The sequence below is a fragment of the Pseudomonas oplopanacis genome, from assembly GCF_057128725.1.
Genome location: NZ_JBSKHV010000002.1, coordinates 696951 through 714712, shown reverse-complemented (window position 1 = coordinate 714712; position 17762 = coordinate 696951). Strand labels below are relative to the sequence as shown.

Annotated in this window: 16 protein-coding genes and 1 pseudogene; 12 read left to right on the top strand and 5 right to left on the bottom strand. The window is 59.8% G+C overall.

The window, feature by feature from the left end:
* The first annotated feature begins 89 nt into the window (after positions 1–89).
* Positions 90–1388 (top strand): serine/threonine protein kinase, encoded by a 1299-nt coding sequence (locus ACWKV5_RS07685; protein ID WP_483840806.1) that lies wholly within the window; start codon positions 90–92, stop codon positions 1386–1388.
* The gene (locus tag ACWKV5_RS07680) at positions 1381–2169 is read left to right on the top strand and encodes an MlaA family lipoprotein (RefSeq protein ID WP_123434082.1); all 789 of its coding nucleotides are present in this window, start codon (positions 1381–1383) and stop codon (positions 2167–2169) included. The genes ACWKV5_RS07685 and ACWKV5_RS07680 overlap by 8 nt, the downstream gene beginning before the upstream one ends.
* 179 nt (positions 2170–2348) lie before the next feature.
* Here the strand turns inward: ACWKV5_RS07680 and ACWKV5_RS07675 are convergent, their stop codons facing one another.
* On the bottom strand, positions 2349–3263 hold the full coding sequence (locus ACWKV5_RS07675) for a DUF808 domain-containing protein (protein ID WP_483840805.1): 915 nt from the start codon (positions 3261–3263) through the stop codon (positions 2349–2351).
* Between the two features lie 134 nt (positions 3264–3397).
* Between ACWKV5_RS07675 and ACWKV5_RS07670 the strand changes: the two genes are divergently transcribed.
* The gene (locus ACWKV5_RS07670) at positions 3398–4006 is read left to right on the top strand and encodes a TetR/AcrR family transcriptional regulator (RefSeq protein ID WP_123434080.1); all 609 of its coding nucleotides are present in this window, start codon (positions 3398–3400) and stop codon (positions 4004–4006) included.
* A 126-nt stretch (positions 4007–4132) separates the two neighbouring features.
* On the opposite strand, the gene ACWKV5_RS07665 is transcribed toward ACWKV5_RS07670, so the two are convergent.
* The gene (locus tag ACWKV5_RS07665) at positions 4133–4591 is read right to left on the bottom strand and encodes an REP-associated tyrosine transposase (protein ID WP_483840804.1); all 459 of its coding nucleotides are present in this window, start codon (positions 4589–4591) and stop codon (positions 4133–4135) included.
* Between the two features lie 196 nt (positions 4592–4787).
* Positions 4788–5228, bottom strand: a complete 441-nt coding sequence (locus ACWKV5_RS07660; protein WP_483840803.1) for a GlcG/HbpS family heme-binding protein — start codon at positions 5226–5228, stop codon at positions 4788–4790.
* 267 nt (positions 5229–5495) lie between these two features.
* On the opposite strand from ACWKV5_RS07660, the gene gcl reads away from it, so the two are divergent.
* The 8 genes from gcl to ACWKV5_RS07620 all read left to right on the top strand — a co-directional run bounded on the left by gcl (position 5496) and on the right by ACWKV5_RS07620 (position 15119).
* Positions 5496–7271: a glyoxylate carboligase gene (gene gcl, locus ACWKV5_RS07655; protein ID WP_123434077.1), complete on the top strand. Its 1776-nt coding sequence runs from the start codon at positions 5496–5498 to the stop codon at positions 7269–7271.
* A 76-nt stretch (positions 7272–7347) separates the two neighbouring features.
* A complete protein-coding gene (hyi, locus tag ACWKV5_RS07650; protein WP_483840802.1) occupies positions 7348–8130 on the top strand; it encodes a hydroxypyruvate isomerase in 783 nt (260 codons plus the stop codon).
* A gap of 196 nt (positions 8131–8326) precedes the next feature.
* A complete protein-coding gene (locus ACWKV5_RS07645) occupies positions 8327–9217 on the top strand; it encodes a 2-hydroxy-3-oxopropionate reductase (RefSeq protein WP_483840801.1) in 891 nt (296 codons plus the stop codon).
* Positions 9218–9433: 216 nt separating this feature from the next.
* The gene (locus ACWKV5_RS07640) at positions 9434–10714 is read left to right on the top strand and encodes a glycerate kinase type-2 family protein (RefSeq protein WP_483840800.1); all 1281 of its coding nucleotides are present in this window, start codon (positions 9434–9436) and stop codon (positions 10712–10714) included.
* The gene (pyk, locus tag ACWKV5_RS07635) at positions 10704–12119 is read left to right on the top strand and encodes a pyruvate kinase (RefSeq protein ID WP_123434072.1); all 1416 of its coding nucleotides are present in this window, start codon (positions 10704–10706) and stop codon (positions 12117–12119) included. Before ACWKV5_RS07640 ends, pyk begins: the two co-directional genes overlap by 11 nt.
* A 147-nt stretch (positions 12120–12266) precedes the next feature.
* Positions 12267–13181: an urea transporter gene (locus ACWKV5_RS07630; protein ID WP_483840799.1), complete on the top strand. Its 915-nt coding sequence runs from the start codon at positions 12267–12269 to the stop codon at positions 13179–13181.
* Between the two features lie 21 nt (positions 13182–13202).
* Positions 13203–14027 carry an ion transporter gene (locus tag ACWKV5_RS07625; protein ID WP_483840798.1) on the top strand — a complete coding sequence of 275 codons (825 nt, stop codon included), beginning with the start codon at positions 13203–13205 and terminating at the stop codon, positions 14025–14027.
* 93 nt (positions 14028–14120) lie between these two features.
* Positions 14121–15119: a sulfate ABC transporter substrate-binding protein gene (locus ACWKV5_RS07620; protein WP_483840797.1), complete on the top strand. Its 999-nt coding sequence runs from the start codon at positions 14121–14123 to the stop codon at positions 15117–15119.
* 106 nt (positions 15120–15225) lie between these two features.
* Here ACWKV5_RS07620 and ACWKV5_RS07615 read toward each other — a convergent pair whose 3' ends face one another.
* Positions 15226–15855 carry a hypothetical protein gene (locus tag ACWKV5_RS07615; protein ID WP_483840796.1) on the bottom strand — a complete coding sequence of 210 codons (630 nt, stop codon included), beginning with the start codon at positions 15853–15855 and terminating at the stop codon, positions 15226–15228.
* 237 nt (positions 15856–16092) lie between these two features.
* Here ACWKV5_RS07615 and ACWKV5_RS07610 point away from each other — a divergent pair, with 237 nt between their 5' ends.
* Entirely contained in the window at positions 16093–17298 is a 1206-nt protein-coding gene (locus ACWKV5_RS07610) for an MFS transporter (RefSeq protein ID WP_483840795.1), read from the top strand.
* 98 nt (positions 17299–17396) lie between these two features.
* Here ACWKV5_RS07610 and ACWKV5_RS07605 read toward each other — a convergent pair.
* A pseudogene (locus ACWKV5_RS07605) lies at positions 17397–17645 on the bottom strand (type II toxin-antitoxin system HicB family antitoxin); the annotation flags it as partial.
* Between the last annotated feature and the right edge of the window lie 117 nt (positions 17646–17762).

Genomic DNA, 17762 nt, shown 5'->3' with positions numbered 1-17762 from the left:
CTTTGGTGCCGATGCGTGGCACTTTGGCGCAACACCGATGGTCATAGCCTGCGAACTTCATTCGGCACCTTCTTCTAAGGGATCTAGTCATGCTCCGTTCCTTGCGCTTCGCCGCCCTCTTTGGCGGCCTTATATTGAGTGCGTCCGCACTGGCGGTCGATATCGACGCCGCCAGTTATGGCTACCCCTTGACCAACCCGTTCGAGGCGACCATCGCCACGACTCCTCCGGACCTGCGTCCGAAGTTGCCGCTGGACGAGGACATCAATCAGGACGACCGCAGCATCACGCTGCGCCCGGAACGTGCATTCGAATTGCCAGACAACTTCTGGCCCGTGAAGAAGCTCACCTACCGCATCGCCACCCAAGACAAAGCCGCCCCGCTGATTTTCCTGATTGCCGGTACCGGCGCGCGCTATGACAGCAGCCTCAACGAGTACCTGAAAAAGCTCTACTACCAGGCCGGCTACCACGTGGTGCAACTGTCGTCGCCGACCAGCTTCGACTTCATCAGCGCCGCGTCACGCTTCGCCACACCGGGCATCACCAAGGAAGACGCCGAAGACATGTACCGGGTGATGCAGGCCGTGCGGGCACAAAACCCGAAAGTGCCGGTCACCGACTACTACCTGACCGGCTACAGCCTTGGCGCACTGGACGCAGCCTTCGTCGCGCACCTGGACGAGACCCGCCGCAGCTTCAACTTCAAGAAAGTCCTGCTGCTCAACCCGCCGGTCAACCTGTACACCTCGATCACCAACCTGGACAAGCTGGTCCAGACCGAGGTCAAGGGCATCACCAGCAGCACCACGTTCTATGAGCTGGTGTTGAACAAACTGACCCGCTACTTCCAGCAGAAAGGCTACATCGACCTCAACGATGCCCTGCTTTATGACTTCCAGCAGTCCAAGCAACACCTGACCAACGAACAGATGGCCATGCTGATCGGCACCTCGTTCCGCTTCTCGGCGGCCGACATTGCCTTCACCTCGGACCTGATCAACCGTCGCGGCCTGATAACCCCACCGAAATTCCCGATCACCGAAGGCACCAGCCTTACGCCGTTCCTCAAGCGTGCGCTGCAGTGCGACTTCGACTGCTACATCACCGAACAGGTCATCCCGATGTGGCGCGCCCGCACCGACGGTGGCAGCCTGCTGCAACTGATCGACCAGGTCAGTCTTTATGCACTCAAGGACTACCTGCACGACAGCCCGAAAATCGCTGTGATGCACAACGCCGACGACGTGATCCTGGGCCCTGGCGACCTCGGTTTCCTGCGCAAGACCTTCGGCGATCGCTTGACCGTTTATCCACTCGGCGGCCATTGCGGCAACCTTAACTACCGCGTCAACAGCGACGCCATGCTGGAGTTCTTCCGTGGCTAAATATCTCCTGCTTATCGCTGCGTTACTCTGTGCAGGCGTCGCCAATGCCGACAACAGCAAGGCCAACGCCCCTGTCGTAATCGACAATGACGGCTTCAAGGAGCCGCTGAGCAAACTCAAGTTCAACCCGGGGCTGGACCAGCGCGAGTTCGAACGCTCGACGCTCAACGCGCTGGCCGTCTATGACCCGCTGGAAGAGTGGAACCGCCGGGTCTATCACTTCAACTACCGCTTCGACCAGTGGGTGTTCCTGCCCGTAGTCGACGGCTATCGCTACGTCACGCCAAGCTTCCTGCGCACCGGCGTGAGCAACTTCTTCAACAACCTCGGCGACGTGCCGAACCTGGTGAACAGCCTGCTGCAGCTCAAGGGCAAGCGTTCGATGGAAACCTCTGCGCGCCTGCTGCTCAACACCACCATCGGCATCGCCGGCCTGTGGGACCCCGCCACCGCCATGGGCCTGCCGCGCCAGAGCGAAGACTTCGGTCAAACCCTGGGCTTCTACGGCGTACCCGGCGGCGCCTACTTCGTCCTGCCGATCCTCGGCCCGTCGAACATCCGCGACACCGGCGGCCTGGCGGTCGATTTCACCGTCGAGTCGGCAATCAACTACCTGAACGTCGCTGAAGTCAGCTCCAACCATCCGGAAGTCTGGATCCTGCGCGGCATCGACAAACGCAACCAGACCAACTTCCGTTATGGCCAGCTGAACTCGCCATTCGAGTACGAGAAAGTGCGGTTCGTGTACACCGAAGCACGCAAGTTGCAGATCGCCGAGTAAATCCGGCGGCAACAAAAAAAGGCCATTCGATGCGAGTCGAATGGCCTTTTTCATGAGTGTCGAAGTTCAAATGTGGGAGCGGGCTTGCTCGCGAAGAGGCCATTACATTCAACATTGATGTCGACTGTTTCACCGCCTTCGCGAGCAAGCCCGCTCCCACATTTGGACAGCGTTTGGCTTTAGCCTTTCAGCGCTTTCCAGATCTTGCTGGCAACCATCACACCCGCCAACACCACCGCACCCGCGACAATCCCCGCCACCGCGTTCAGCAATGTCGGCACGATAAACCCGGCACCGCCCGCGCCGGCGCTGACGCTTTCGATCCAGTGATGAACCACCGGCACGCCGTGAGTGAGAATCCCGCCACCGACCAGGAACATCGCTGCCGTACCGATCACCGACAGGCTTTTCATCATGTAAGGCGCGGCTCGCAAAATGCCGCCACCGATGCTTTTCGCCATCTGCCCAGGCTTTTGGGTCAGCCACAAGCCGAGGTCGTCGAGTTTGACGATGCCCGCCACCAGGCCATACACACCGATGGTCATGACGATGGCAATGCCCGAGAGCACGATCACTTGCTGGGTCAGCGAGGCATCTGCCACGGTGCCGAGGGTGATGGCGATGATTTCTGCCGACAGGATGAAGTCGGTGCGGACCGCGCCCTTGATCTTGTCCTGTTCGAAAGCCACCAGGTCGACCGCTGGATCGGCAACAGCCTCGACCAGTTCCGCGTGTTCGGCCTGGTCTTCAGCCTTGCTGTGCAGGAATTTGTGCGCGAGTTTCTCGAAACCTTCGAAACACAGGTAAGCACCGCCGATCATCAACAACGGCGTCACCAGCCACGGAATGAACGCGCTGATGGCCAGGGCCGACGGCACCAGGATCAGTTTGTTGCGAAACGAGCCCTTGGCCACGGCCCAGACCACCGGGATTTCCCGCTCGGCCCGCACACCGCTGACCTGCTGGGCATTGAGCGCCAGATCGTCGCCGAGCACGCCGGCGGTCTTCTTGGCGGCCATTTTGGTCATCAATGCCACATCGTCGAGCACAGCGGCGATGTCATCGATCAGCACCAGCAAACTGCTTCCTGCCATGAATCAGGTTTCCTTCTTGAATGAATGCTGCGCAGCATAGCGCGGCCGAGTGCCACACGGGGCATTCTTGAGCGTCGCGCGAGCCCGGTGATACCATGCGCAACCGCCAGAACAGGCAAGGAACCCCCTGGTTTATGAGCACTATCCGCGAGCGCAACAAAGAACTGATCCTGCGTGCCGCCAGTGAAGAATTTGCCGACAAGGGCTTCGCTGCGACCAAAACCAGTGACATCGCAGCCAAGGCGGGATTGCCCAAGCCCAACGTCTACTACTATTTCAAATCCAAGGAAAACCTCTACCGCGAGGTCCTGGAAAGTATCATCGAGCCGATTCTGCAGGCCTCGACCCCGTTCAACCCTGAAGGTGAACCCAGCGAAGTGCTGAGCGGCTACATCCGCTCGAAAATCCGCATCTCCCGCGACCTGCCGTTCGCTTCCAAGGTGTTCGCCAGTGAAATCATGCACGGCGCTCCGCACCTGAGCGCCGACCTGGTCGAACAACTCAACAGCCAGGCCAAGCACAACATCGACTGCATCCAGACCTGGATCGACCGCGGCCAGATCGCCGCCATCGACCCCAACCACCTGATGTTCAGCATCTGGGCCGCGACCCAGACCTATGCCGACTTTGACTGGCAGATCACGGCGATTACTGGCAAAGCCAAGCTGGATGAGGCCGATTATGAAGCGGCGGCGCAGACGATTATCCGGTTGGTGCTTAAAGGGTGTGAGCCGGATCGGTAGACCGTGGTGCGCCCTTCGCGAGCAGGCTCGCTCCCACAGTGGATCTTCAGCGATCACTAAATCTGCGTTTAACGCGAACCCCTGTGGGAGCGAGCCTGCTCGCGAAAGGGGCAACCTGATTTCAGATCAAACCCAGATCGCATCCCACAGCGGATAGTCGCCAAGCCGCTCTACCAACCCGGCCCGCAATGGGTTGGCCACGATGTACCGAGCTAACTTCACCAAATCCTCCTCACGGCGCAGCGCTCGATCATGAAAGCCTTGCTGCCAAAGGCTGACCTTACGACCAGTGCAAAGGTTTACCGATTTAGTACTTAATGATTTAGTCCGCTGCATCAGCCCACTCAGCGACCCGCGCTGCAACTCGATCAACCAATGAAAATGGTCTGGCATGACGACCCAGGCCAATGAGTTGGCACAACCTTGATCTTGAGCGGCGCGAAACTGCGCTACGACCAATCTGCCCAAGGCGACATCGTTGAAGACAGGTTTTCTTCCAAGTGTGTTGGTGGTCAGCAGATAAATTCGGTTGGGCTCGTCAAAACGACCAAGGCGTAAGCGATGTGAAGCGGATAGATCAGGCATTCCTTTGCCTCTCTCAAGCTGATGGCATCAGAAGGCTAGACCTTTAAATGCCAGAGGGAGTGGCAGACTTTTAGCTGGATGTGTCGGATAGATTGGCTTCGCGAGCAGGCTCGCTCCCACAGTGGATCTGCGTCGTACACCAATCCACTGTGGGAGCGAGCCTGCTCGCGAAAGCGGTCTGTTAATCACCCATCAATCAAGCCGTTACCCCAGCATCCGCGGTCAACCCCAGCGCCTCGATCGCAGTGATCGCACACTGCTCATCCACATCCGACAGATCCCCGCTGATGCCCACCGCTCCCAGCACATTGCCGGCCTGATCCCGAATCAGCACACCACCCGGTGCCGGCACCACACTGCCCTGCCCGAGGCTATTAAGGGCGGCGATAAACGCCGGGCGCTGTTGCGCGTCCAGCGCCAGCAGGCGTGAGCCTTTGCCCAGGGCGATTGCGCCCCAGGCTTTGCCGATGGCGACCTGCGGGCGTAGCAGGCTGGCGCCGTCTTCGCGTTGCAGGGTGATCAGGTGACCGCCGGCATCCAGTACCGCAACGGTCAATGGAGCCGCGGAGATTGCACGCCCTGCGGAAATGGCCTGGTTGATCAGGTTGACTGCAACTTTCAAGGTTAAAGCGCTCATGGTGCCGTCCTCATTTTGTTTTTCGGAAAGGCGTTGGGCTGCGCCGTTGTGCCGCAGTCCGATGCAACAAATAGAACACAATGACTTATTTTTTTGTATACAATAATTCTCGAAAAGCGCCACATGCGACGAAAAGCCACACTAGATAAGGCTTTCGACGAATGAAACGGTCGCTTGAGAAAATGGATTGACCTGCGCCGTCCGCCGTGAATACACTCTGCGCAAAGCCACTTGTATACAATTACAAAACGTAAGAGGCACAAAACAATGAGCAAAATGAGAGCAATCGAAGCCGCCGTTCTGGTGATGCGCCGTGAAGGGGTTGATACCGCTTTTGGCATCCCGGGCGCCGCGATCAACCCGCTGTACTCCGCCTTGCAGAAGGTCGGTGGCATCGATCACGTCCTCGCTCGCCACGTTGAAGGCGCCTCGCACATGGCCGAGGGTTATACCCGCACCAAGGCCGGCAACATCGGCGTGTGCATCGGTACTTCCGGCCCTGCCGGTACGGACATGGTCACCGGGCTCTACAGCGCCTCGGCCGACTCGATCCCGATCCTGTGCATTACCGGCCAGGCCCCCCGCGCCCGTATGCACAAGGAAGACTTCCAGGCGGTCGACATCACCGCCATCGTCAAGCCAGTGACCAAGTGGGCTACCACCGTCATGGAACCGGGCCAGGTGCCTTACGCGTTCCAGAAAGCCTTCTACGAAATGCGCTCCGGCCGTCCAGGCCCAGTGCTGATCGACCTGCCGTTCGACGTGCAGATGGCGGAAATCGAATTCGACATCGACGCTTACCAACCGCTGCCGCTGGCCAAGCCCACCGCTAACCGCGTGCAAATCGAGAAGGCCCTGGCCATGCTCGATCAGGCTGAACGTCCTTTGCTGGTGGCCGGTGGCGGCATCATCAATGCCGACGCCAGCGACTTGCTGGTCGAGTTCGCCGAGCTGACCGGCATCCCCGTCATCCCGACCCTGATGGGCTGGGGCACCATTCCGGACGATCACCCGTTGATGGTCGGCATGGTTGGCCTGCAGACCTCGCACCGCTACGGCAACGCGACAATGCTCAAATCCGATGTGGTGTTGGGCGTGGGTAACCGTTGGGCCAACCGCCACACCGGCTCGATCGACGTCTACACCGAAGGCCGCAAGTTCATTCACGTCGACATCGAACCGACCCAGATCGGCCGCGTGTTCAACCCGGACCTGGGCATCGTTTCCGACGCCGCTGCCGCACTGACCGTGTTCATCGAAGTCGCCCGTGAATGGCAAGCCGCCGGCAAGCTGAAAAACCGCAGCGCCTGGCTGCAAGACTGCCAGCAGCGCAAAGCCAGCCTGCAGCGCAAGACGCACTTCGACAACGTGCCGGTCAAGCCGCAACGCGTTTACGAAGAAATGAACCAGGTGTTCGGCAAAGACACCTGCTACGTCAGCACCATCGGTCTGTCGCAGATTGCCGGCGCGCAGTTCCTGCACGTCTACAAGCCGCGTCACTGGATCAACTGCGGCCAGGCCGGCCCGTTGGGCTGGACCATTCCGGCGGCACTGGGTGTGGTCAAGGCTGATCCGACCCGCAAGGTCGTGGCGCTGTCGGGCGACTATGATTTCCAGTTCATGATCGAAGAGTTGGCGGTAGGCGCGCAGTTCAAGCTGCCGTACATCCACGTTGTGGTAAACAATTCGTACCTGGGGCTGATCCGTCAGGCTCAGCGCGGTTTCGACATGGACTACTGCGTGCAGCTGTCCTTCGATAACCTGAACGCTCCGGAACTCAACGGTTACGGTGTCGATCACGTCGCGGTCGCCGAAGGCCTCGGCTGCAAGGCACTGCGTGTGTTTGAACCGGGTCAGATCCAGCCTGCCCTGCGCAAGGCTCAGGAGCTGATCGAAGAGTTCAAGGTGCCGGTGATCGTCGAGATTATCCTGGAGCGCGTGACCAACATTTCCATGGGCACCGAGATCAACGCCGTCAACGAATTCGAAGACCTGGCGCTGGTCGGCAACGACGCACCAACGGCGATTTCGTTGCTTGATTAACGATTGATTGCGCCCCAGTAGGAGCCGGCTTGCTGGCTCCTACTGGGGGGCCTGCACATATTTACGGGAGACCACCATGCCGCGTTTCGCAGCCAACCTGTCCATGCTGTTCACTGAGCAGGATTTTCTTGCCCGTTTTGAAGCGGCCGCCAAGGCCGGTTTCAGTGGTGTCGAGTACCTGTTCCCTTACGACTTCAGCTCCGCCGAAATCAAGGCCAAGCTCGATGCCAACGGTCTGACCCAAGTGCTGTTCAACCTGCCGGCCGGTGACTGGGCCAAGGGCGAACGCGGCATCGCGTGCCTGCCGGACCGCGTCGAAGAATTCCGCGCTGGTGTGACCCTGGCCATCGCCTACGCACAAGTGCTGGGCAACACCCAGGTCAACTGCCTGGCCGGTATCCGTCCACAAGGCGTCGACGATGACACCGTGGAAAAAACCTTCGTCGCCAACCTCAAGTACGCGGCCGACAAGCTGCAAGCGGCGGGCATCAAGCTGGTGATGGAAGCGATCAACACCCGCGACATCCCGGGCTTCTACCTGAACAACACGGCGCAGGCCCTGTCGATCCGCGAACAAGTGGGCAGCGCCAACCTGTTCCTGCAATACGACATCTACCACATGCAAATCATGGAGGGCGACCTGGCCCGCACGATGCAATCGCACCTGGGCGAGATCAACCACATCCAGTTGGCCGACAACCCAGGGCGCAACGAACCGGGCACCGGTGAAATCAACTACCGCTTCCTGTTCGAACACCTGGACCGGATTGGTTATCAGGGTTGGGTTGGCTGCGAATACAAGCCGCTGACCACCACCGAAGCGGGCCTGGGCTGGTTGAAAACCCATAACGCGATCTGAGATAGAACCAGTTCTTGTGGCGAGGGAGCTTGCTCCCGCTCGGCTGCGAAGCAGTCGTAAAACCTGCAGACCGGATTTACCTGATGTACCGCGCTGGCTGATTTGGGGCCGCTTCGCGCCCCAGCGGGAGCAAGCTCCCTCGCCACAGGTGTATCGCGCACATTATTGAGCAACACAAAAACAAGAGGATTTTCTCATGGCTAAAATCGGATTTATCGGCACCGGCATCATGGGCCACCCAATGGCGTTGAACCTGCAGAAAGCCGGTCACAGCCTGTTCCTGTCGGCGCACCACGACGCCGCGCCTGCTGACCTGATTGCCGCCGGCGCCATCGCCCTGGCCAACCCGAAAGAAGTTGCGCAAGAAGCCGAATTCATCATCGTCATGGTGCCGGATACCCCACAGGTAGACGACGTGCTGTTCCGCGCTGACGGTATCGCGGCCGGTGTCGGTAAAGGCAAAATCGTCATCGACATGAGCTCGATCTCGCCGACCGCCACCAAAGCATTCGCGGCCAAAATCAATGAAAAAGGCGCCCAGTACCTCGACGCGCCAGTGTCTGGCGGTGAAGTCGGCGCCAAGGCAGCGAGCCTGAGCATCATGGTCGGCGGCGACGCCGATGCCTTCGAACGCGCCCTGCCGCTGTTCCAGGCCATGGGCAAGAACATCACCCTGGTCGGTGGTAACGGCGACGGTCAAACCGCGAAAGTGGCGAACCAGATCATCGTTGCACTGAACATCCAGGCGGTCGCCGAAGCCCTGCTGTTCGCCTCGAAAAACGGCGCCGATCCAGCCAAGGTTCGTGAAGCACTGATGGGCGGTTTCGCTTCGTCGAAGATCCTCGAAGTACACGGCGAGCGCATGATCAAAGGCACTTTCGATCCAGGCTTCCGCATCAGCCTGCACCAGAAAGACCTGAACCTGGCCCTGCAAGGTGCCAAGGAACTTGGCATCAACCTGCCGAACACCGCCAACACCCAGCAAGTGTTCAGCACCTGCGCGGCCATCGGTGGCAGCAACTGGGACCACTCGGCGCTGATCAAGGGCCTGGAACACATGGCGAATTTCTCGATTCGCGATAAGTAAGCTCTGCACAAAACCCTGTGGGAGTGGGCCTGTGGCGAGGGGGCTTGTCGGAACGCCGCATCGCCCCGTTTGAGTGCGAAGCACTCACAAGATCGTTGTCGCATCACAGATTTTGGGGCTGCTTCGCAGCCCAACGGGGGCAAGCCCCCTCGCCACAGGTCGCTCCCACAGGTAACCGAGCCGCCCCTCCAATAACAAGAATTCCGGGAGCCCGCCATGTCGGTCGATCCGCAACAATTCCTGCGCGAGCTGTTCGCCACAGCCATCGACGCCGCCCATCCGCAGCAAGTCCTCGAAGCCCATTTGCCCAAAGATCGCAGCGGTCGGGTGATCGTCATCGGCGCCGGCAAAGCCGCGGCCGCCATGGCGCAAGTGGTCGAGCGTTGCTGGCAGGGTGAAGTCTGCGGGCTGGTGGTGACGCGTTACGGCCACGGCGCCCCGTGCGAAAAAATCGAAGTGGTCGAAGCGGCGCATCCGGTGCCGGACGCTGCCGGTCAGGCCGTCGCCAAGCGGGTCTTTGAACTGGTCAGCAACCTGACCGAAGACGACCGCGTGATCTTCCTCCTTTCTGGCGGCGGCTCTGCCCTGCTCGCATTGCCCGCAGCCGGTATCACCCTCGCCGACAAGCAATCGATCAACAAAGCCCTGCTCAAATCCGGCGCGACCATCGGCGAGATGAACTGCGTGCGCAAACACCTCTCGGCGATCAAGGGCGGCCGTCTCGGCAAAGCCTGTTGGCCGGCCACTGTGTATACCTACGCGATTTCCGATGTGCCGGGCGACCTCGCCACGGTCATCGCCTCCGGCCCGACCGTGGCCGACCCAAGCACCTCCGCCGAAGCACTGGCGATCCTCAAGCGCTACGGCATCGACGCTCCGGCCTCGGTGCGTAACTGGCTGCAAAGCGCGGAATCGGAGACGGTCAAACCCGGCGATCCGAGCCTCGCGCGCAGTCATTTCCAGTTGATCGCCCGTCCACAGCAGTCGCTGGAAGCGGCCGCCGTGAAAGCGCGGCAGGCCGGTTTCAGCCCGCTGATCCTCGGCGATCTGGAAGGCGAATCCCGCGAAGTGGCCAAGGTCCACGCCGGCATCGCCCGGCAGGTCGTGCTGCACGGTCAGCCATTGGCGACGCCCTGCGTGATTCTCTCGGGCGGTGAAACCACCGTGACCGTGCGCGGCAATGGTCGTGGCGGGCGCAACGCCGAATTTCTGCTGAGCCTGACCGACAGCCTCAAAGGCCTGCCGGGCGTCTACGCCCTGGCCGGTGACACCGATGGCATTGACGGCTCTGAAGACAACGCCGGCGCGATCATGACCCCGGACAGCTACGCCCGTGCCGCCGCCCTCGGTTTGAGCGCCAGCGACGAACTCGACAACAACAATGGCTACGGCTATTTCGAGGCGCTGGACGCACTGATCGTCACCGAGCCGACCCGCACCAACGTCAACGACTTCCGCGCCATTTTGATTCTCGAGAGCCCTAAACATGACGCCTGACAAGAAGGTTAAGATCCTCGCCACCCTCGGCCCTGCCATCGACGGGATCGACGACATCCGCGAACTGGTGCAGGCCGGGGTCAACATTTTCCGCCTGAACTTCAGCCACGGTGACCACGCCGACCACGCTCAGCGCTACCAGTGGATTCGTGAAGTCGAGCGCCAGCTGAATTACCCGCTGGGCATTCTGATGGACCTGCAAGGCCCGAAACTGCGGGTCGGCAAGTTCGCCGAAGGCAAGGTGCAACTGCATCGCGGTCAGGCCTTGCGCCTGGATCTGGACCCGACGCCGGGTGACGAGCGCCGCGTCAACCTGCCTCACCCGGAAATCATCGCCGCGCTCGAGCCGGGCATGGACCTGCTGCTGGACGACGGCAAGCTGCGCCTTCGTGTGGTGACCAAGTACTCCGACGCCATCGACACCACCGTGCTCAATGGCGGCGAACTGTCAGACCGCAAAGGCGTGAACGTGCCGCAAGCGGTGCTGGAACTGAGCCCGCTGACCGCCAAGGATCGCCGTGATTTGAGCTTCGGCCTGGAGTTGGGTGTGGACTGGGTCGCGCTGTCGTTTGTGCAGCGTCCGGAAGACATCCGCGAAGCTCGCGAGTTGATCGGCGACAAAGCGTTCTTGATGGCCAAGATCGAGAAACCATCGGCGGTGACTCAGCTGCGGGAAATCGCTGAATTGAGCGACGCGATCATGGTCGCTCGCGGCGATCTGGGCGTGGAAGTGCCGGCAGAAAGCGTGCCGCAGATTCAGAAAAACATCATCACCCTCTGCCGTGAGCTCGGCAAACCGGTGGTGGTGGCGACGCAGATGCTCGAGTCGATGCGCTTCTCCCCGGCCCCGACCCGCGCCGAGGTCACCGACGTGGCCAACGCCGTGGCTGAAGGTGCGGATGCGGTGATGCTGTCGGCGGAAACCGCCTCCGGCGAATACCCGCTGGAAGCCGTGCAGATGATGAGCAAGATCATCCGCCAAGTGGAAAACGGTCCGGACTATCAGGCGCAACTGGACGTGAGCAGGCCGAAAGCCGAGGCGACGGTGTCTGACGCGATCAGCTGTGCGATTCGTCGGATCAGCAATGTGCTGCCGGTGGCGGTGCTGGTGAACTACAGCGAGTCCGGCACCTCGAGTTTGCGCGCGGCGCGGGAACGGCCGACGGTGCCGATCCTCAACCTGACGCCGAACCTGCAGACCGCTCGCCGCCTGACCGTGGCGTGGGGCGTGCACTCGGTGGTCAATGATCGGCTGCGGCAGGTGGATGAAGTGTGTTCGACGGCGCTGGAAATTGCCCAGGCCCAGGGCATGGCTCAGCGCGGCGACACGTTATTGATCACTGCGGGTGTGCCGTTTGGGCAGCCGGGGTCGACTAACTCATTGCGCATCGAAACCCTGATCTAGAGCGCACATACCGGCCACTTCGCGAGCAGGCTCGCTCCCACATTGGTTTTGTGTCGTTTACAGAGCCAAGACTGAACAAAGATTCAGTGTGGGAGCGAGCCTGCTCGCGAAGCAGGCAACTCGGTCCCACTGACACACTGAACTAAAATGCCTGCCAATCACTTCAACACCCACTGCCCCGACTGGGCGACTGCCCTGCTCAACGGTTTCAGTCAGATCTTCCTCCAGCGAAATCCGCTGTGCGGCCTGCTGTGCCTGTTGGCGATTCTGTTTACCGCGCCCACCCTGCTCGGCGGTGCGCTGCTGGGCGGTGTCGCCGGGTTGCTTACCGCGCAACGTCGCAACTACGCCAAGGAAGATCGTCAGGCCGGATTGTTCAGCTACAACGGTGTCTTGCTCGGCGTGCTGCTGAGCCTTTATTTCCCATGGTCGGCCATGCTGCCGCTGATGATCATTGCCTGCGGTGGCCTGAGCGCGATGCTGACTCAACAGTGGCTCAAACGCTCCCGGGTCAGCCAATACCTGCCCGCCTACACCGCGCCCTTCGTCGGATTGGGCTGGTTACTGCTGTGCTTCGCCACGCCATCGACCCAGGCGCACTTGATCGAAATCAACACCCTGAACATGCTCACCGCCCCCCTCAAAAGCCTCGGGCAGGTGATGTTCCTCGGTCATCCGCTGGCCGGCGCTTTGATTGCCGCTGGATTACTGATCGCTGACCGTCGCGCTTTCTGCTGGGCGATGTTGGCGTCTGTCGCGGGCATGGGCTGGAGCCTGCTGAATCACGACTTCTACACCGCCCTGCTCGGCCTCGGTGGTTATAACGCCGTGCTCGCCGCCCTCGCCTTCAGCTCGCAACGCCAACAACCGTGGCTGCCACCGCTCGCTATTGCACTCGCGCTGCTGCTGACACCCGTGTTTGCCGCTATCGGCCTGCCCACGCTGACCGCGCCGTTCATCCTCGGTTGCTGGCTGATCCGTACGATCGTTCAAGTGCTCGGCAAAGCCACGAGGACCACTGCGCCTTGCGCTCCTGGGGAGAATCAACCTAGGCTGCGCTGATCATTGGTTCAGGCGGTATCCATGGACAGCAGCAAAAACTGGCGTGAAGAACTTTACGTCATGGTTTTCCAGAGCGACACCAAGGCGGGGCGGCGCTTCGACGGCATCCTGCTGTTGATCATCCTTGCCAGCATCGTCATCGTGATGCTCGACAGCATCGACGCGATTCACCAGAACTACGCCGATCTGCTGGCGTATATCGAGTGGGGCTTCACTTTCGTTTTCGCCGTCGAATACATCCTGCGGCTGTATTGCTCACCCAAACCGTTGCGCTACGCGTTCAGCTTCTATGGGCTGGTGGATTTGCTGGCCATCGTGCCCGGCATCCTCGCGCTGTATTACGCCGATGCGCAGTACCTGCTGATCATCCGGATCATTCGGATGCTGCGGATTTTCCGCGTACTCAAGCTCAGTCCTTATCTGAAGCAAGCCAACTATTTGATGTCGGCGCTGCGCGGCAGCAAGCAGAAGATCGTGGTGTTTCTGGTCAGCGTCTGCACCCTGGTGACGGTGTTCGGCACCTTGATGTACGTGATCGAGGGTCCGGAACACGGCTTCACCAGCATTCCCAAAGGCATCTATTGGGCGATCGTTACGCTGACCACCGTGGGCTTCGGCGACATCGTGCCGAAGACGCCACTGGGCCAGGTGATTTCGTCGCTGGTGATGATCACCGGTTACTCGATCATTGCCGTACCCACCGGGATTTTCACCGCCGAACTGGCCAACGCGATGCGTGGCGAACAGTTGCAACACGACTGCCCGGTGTGCAAGAAAAACAGCCACGAACACGGCGCGGCATTCTGCTCGCGATGCGGTAATGCGTTGTTTAAGAAACTGGAATAAGCAAAGAGCTTTTTAATCTTTAAAGGCCTATGCGAGCCCGGCTATAGTCGCTGGCAAATTGCCTCACTTTTAAATTAGAACAAGGACTGCGCAGTGAAAAAACTCTTTGGCGCCTCACTTCTGGCCGCTGGCCTGGCATTGACCAGCATGGCTCAGGCCGCCCCGACCCTGCTTAACGTTTCCTATGACGTGATGCGCGATTTCTACAAGGACTACAACACTGCCTTCCAGAAACACTGGCAAGCCGAGCACAACGAAAACATCACCCTGCAGATGTCCTTCGGCGGCTCCAGCAAACAGGCACGTTCGGTGATCGACGGTCTGCCGGCTGATGTCATCACCATGAACATGGCGACCGATATCAACGCCCTGGCGGACAACGGCAAACTGGTGCCGGACAACTGGGTCACGCGCTTGCCGAACAACAGTGCGCCGTTCACTTCCGCCACCGTATTCATCGTCCGTAAAGGCAACCCGAAAGCCCTGAAAGACTGGCCGGACCTGCTCAAGGATGGCGTCCAGGTGATCGTGCCGAACCCGAAAACCTCGGGTAATGGTCGCTATACCTACCTGTCGGCCTGGGGCTATGTGCTGAAGAATGGCGGTGACGAGAACAAGGCCAAGGAGTTCGTCGGCAAACTGTTCAAGCAGGCTCCAGTGCTCGACACCGGCGGCCGCGCAGCCACCACTACCTTCATGACCAACCAGATCGGCGACGTGCTGGTGACCTTCGAAAACGAAGCGGAAATGATTGCCCGCGAGTTTGGTCGTGACCAGTTTGAAGTGATCTACCCAAGCGTTTCTGCCGAAGCCGAGCCGCCGGTGACGGTGGTCGACAAAGTTGTCGACAAGAAAGGCACGCGCGCGGCGGCCGAGGAATATCTGAAGTACCTGTGGTCACCGGAAGGTCAGGAGATTGCAGCAGCGAACTACCTGCGCCCACGTGACCCGGCGGTATTGGCCAAGTACACCGATCGGTTCCCGAAAGTGGACTTCCTGTCGGTTGAGAAGACCTTTGGTGACTGGCGCACAGTGCAGAAGACTCACTTCAACGATGGCGGGATCTTTGATCAGATTTACACCGGTCAGTAATTCCTGAGCGGCAATGAAAAAGGCGACCTGAACAGGTCGCCTTTTTTGTGCCTGATCACAAACCCCAAGCTCACCAAAAATCCCCCTGTGGGGTTGTGACTTGCCTTCACATGGGCGGTGTCACGCCATCTTTACCCGCCGAGATCGATTGCGCCGTCAGCGTCCCGTCCGCACTCTGCGTCACAAACGTCACGATCTTCACCCCCACCTTGAGCAAACTGCGATCCCCCGGCATCAGGTTTACAATCGGCACGTCCATCGGCACCAGAATCTTCTGCTGCCCGCCCTTGTAGTTAACCGTCAACACTCGGCCATTGCTGACCACCAGGTCGCCGACGCTGCCATTGGTCATGCTGCTGCCCTTGACCAGGTCAAACGGCCGATGCCCGTCGCCACTGCCGGCCAGTTCCGGCGGGAAGACGTGGACTTCCAGCGCCTTGAGCGTGCCATCATCCTGCGGAATCGCCGCCGAGCCGATGTAGCTGCCGGGTTTGATGTCTTCGATGTTGGCCAGGGTGACGGCACGGATCTTGGTGTCATTGGTCAGGTTGATGACCACGTTTTCGCCGCTGTTGACGTGGACTTTCAACGCGTCGGGGCTGACCCCGGTGATCTCTCCGCGAACACCAATGCGCAAGCCCGGTGCATCGGCCGCCTGGGTCAGGCCAGTGGTAAACAGGGTCATCAGTGTCAGGGCTGAAGCGCCGCGAATCAGGTGGCGAATCATCGCATTCATGGCAGTGCCTTCCGGTTATGAAACGTGAGAGAGAACATAAGCACGCTATCGAACAGGATGTAAGTGAATGTATCATCGGGCCTCACATTTTTTGGACGCAAGGTGCATCGGCAAACAGCACATGGCCGGCGTCACTCATTCCGCAATGGAATGATTGCTATCACTTCAACCTCTCTTCCGGCGTTTGAGCTTGCCGCTTAGCCTTCGCGCATTCCCTTTTGTCCAGCGAGACCCGTTATGAAACCAACGACCCAGGCGCCCCACGGTGCCGCGACAATGACCAAAGGCATGGTGCTGCTCTTCGCCTTCTGCTGCGGCGCCATCGTGGCCAATATTTACTATGCCCAGCCGATCATTGGCCTGATCGCACCGGACATCGGCCTGACCAACACCATGGCCAGCCTGATCGTTTCGCTGACGCAAATTGGCTATGCGCTTGGGTTGTTCTTCCTCGTGCCGCTGGGCGATCTGCTGGAAAACCGCCGATTGATGATCATCACCACCGTGGTGGCGATTGCCAGTTTGCTGGGCGCTGCGTTTACCGATCAGCCCAATGTGTTTTTGCTGATCTCGTTGTTGGTGGGCTTCAGCTCGGTGTCGGTGCAGATCCTGATTCCACTGGCCGCACACCTCGCACCGGAAGAATCTCGCGGCCGTGTGGTCGGCGGGATCATGGGCGGTTTGCTGCTGGGTATTCTGCTGGCACGACCGGTGTCCAGCGTGGTGGCTGACCACTTCGGCTGGCGCGCAATGTTCATGATTGCGGCCGCGTTGATGGCGGCGATCAGCATCGTGCTCGCACTGACCATTCCCAAGCGCCAGCCGGATCACAGTGCTTCTTATGGGCAGTTGCTCGGCTCGCTGTGGACGCTGTTGCGTCAACAACCGGTGTTGCGTCAGCGCGCGTTTTACCAGGGGTGCATGTTCGCCACGTTCAGCCTGTTCTGGACCGCCGTGCCGCTGGAACTGGCGCGCAATCATGGCCTGTCGCAAACCCAGATCGCGATCTTCGCCCTGGTCGGTGCCATCGGCGCTATCGCCGCGCCCATCGCCGGTCGCCTGGCCGATGCCGGCCACACCCGCATGGCGTCCTTGCTGGCCCTGATATTCGCCAGCCTGAGCTTCCTGCCGGCGTTCATCCATCCGGTGTACAGCGTCATCGGCCTGGCCGTGACCGGCGTGGTACTCGACTTCTGCGTTCAGATGAACATGGTCCTTGGCCAACGCGCGGTCTACGCCCTCGACGCCAAAAGCCGCAGCCGCCTGAACGCGCTGTACATGACCAGCATCTTCATCGGCGGCGCGTTCGGTTCGTCGGTGGCCAGTGCGGTGTATGAACACGGCGGCTGGTTGTGGATCGTGATTGTGGGCAGTGCGTTTCCGCTGCTGGCGTTGCTGCGGTTTTTGAGTGCTTCGCAGAAGGCTTCGTTGGCGACGGCTTAAGCTTTTCAAAGCATCGCGAGCTCGCTCCCACAGGTAATCGCCAATCCTGTGGAGGCGAGCTTGCTCGCGATGCGATATGACGGCAATCGCCTTATTCAAACTTTCAACATCCCCCATCCTCTTCCCGCGAATTCCGGATTATCCCGATGCGTGCTCACTGACGTCGGCGTCGGAACAACCAACCCCTCCTCCTCCTTTTTTTGCAGCAGGATCTGTGCGACTTCAATGGCTGCGTTGTACGCCTCCTCAAACGTATCCCCTGCGGTCACCGCGCCAGGGATGTCAGGTATTTGAATACCAATTGCCGCTCTGTCGTCTCCCCACTCGATAATGATTGGATAGTGCACAGTCGTTCCTCCAGCAAAACATCACGTAAATGAACCGTCACTGGACCATAGAATCCAGACAGGGTCTGTTCACGTTGTTTTTCAGGATGTGAAAGCTCTCATTCCCCCCAAGAATGA